General features: G+C 39.4%; 1 protein-coding gene. It reads right to left on the bottom strand.

Annotation, left to right across the window (positions count from 1 at the left end):
- Positions 1-1,185, bottom strand: a 1,185-nt coding sequence (locus tag DWZ33_RS17855) for an IS200/IS605 family accessory protein TnpB-related protein (protein WP_220452472.1), incomplete at both ends; no start/stop codon positions are given.

Here is a 1,185-nt window from a genome sequence, read left to right as displayed (position 1 = left end):
TAATATGGCTGTAAGCTGACATTCTTTAATACTCGCTTTTCCTATCTTTTTACCAACCGCTGCCCATTGCTCTGCTTGTGTTTGCTTTTCTTTTACGAATACTCGATATTCTCGTAATATCTTCTCTTTATATCCGATCCCTTTTCTTGCGATCACATAACTCGCTGCCTGATGCACACTCATTCCCTTATCCCGTACATACTTCAATTTACCTATCAGTGACGTATAGGCTGGATCAACTTTGATCACTTCAACACCTTCATAAGCAGCTTTTCGTTCGATGGCTTCTATGATTTGTGCATAAGCAAACTCACTCAGCATTCGATTCAGTCCTTTTGGCTGATAACGCTGCTTCCGCTTTTTATCACTAAAGTCCAAGGCTTCCATCACTAATGGTTTATGGGTATGTACACATTCATGAATGATCTTACTCGCTGTTTCCGCAATCTCATGCTTTCGCTGATTCCTTGTCTTTCCCTTTAACTTCATGGGTAATATTAGTTGTCTGCACAGATTGCCTTGCCGATCGATGTGGGCAACCGCGATATGATCCACATTGATATCGATACCGATACTGCCTTCTTCCTTTTTGGTCATGATCATTTTTGGTTCCACCTCAATGATTGCTTTGATGATGAAATATTCACCATGATCATAGAGTTCATAAGCTACAGCTTTACCGGCAGTATTATGCGGTAATCTGACTGCTCTTTCTAATTTCTCTGCATGATGATAAAAACGAATCGGTAAATGAACTTCTTTCTCTGTGCCTCGATAAACCATGATCCCGGATTCAAGATGATATTTGAAGAGATTGTTGCTGTATTTTCCCTGTCGTCTGCCAGGTATCAGCATCCGCTTTCTTCGCTCATACCGATAAGCTTCAAGATCATGATGCAGATTCTTCCTAGAACCAAAGCAAGCGGCTCTCATGCCTAAGTTCAAATGATTCAGCTTATCCGTTTCTCGGTTTAATTTAAAGGTCAACAACCCGATTCTATGCTTCAGCTGTTTGATATTTGGATTAACGATCTGTACCTCATACAAATAGTCTGCTTCACTAGTTTTATGTTCCTTGCTTTTTTGAATTAATTGTTCTTTCTTTTTCTGCCAGTTCTGTAAAGACTTGTTTTCCTTACGAATCTTCTCTTTGATTCTTTCAATCCGTTTAGTACATTCTTTCTT

Origin of the sequence: Dielma fastidiosa (genome assembly GCF_003475485.1) — a bacterium.
GTDB classification, from domain to species: Bacteria; Bacillota_I; Bacilli_A; order Erysipelotrichales; family Erysipelotrichaceae; genus Dielma; species Dielma fastidiosa.
The sequence above is the reverse complement of the archived record's forward strand: the minus strand, read 5'-3'. Positions and strand labels throughout refer to the sequence as shown.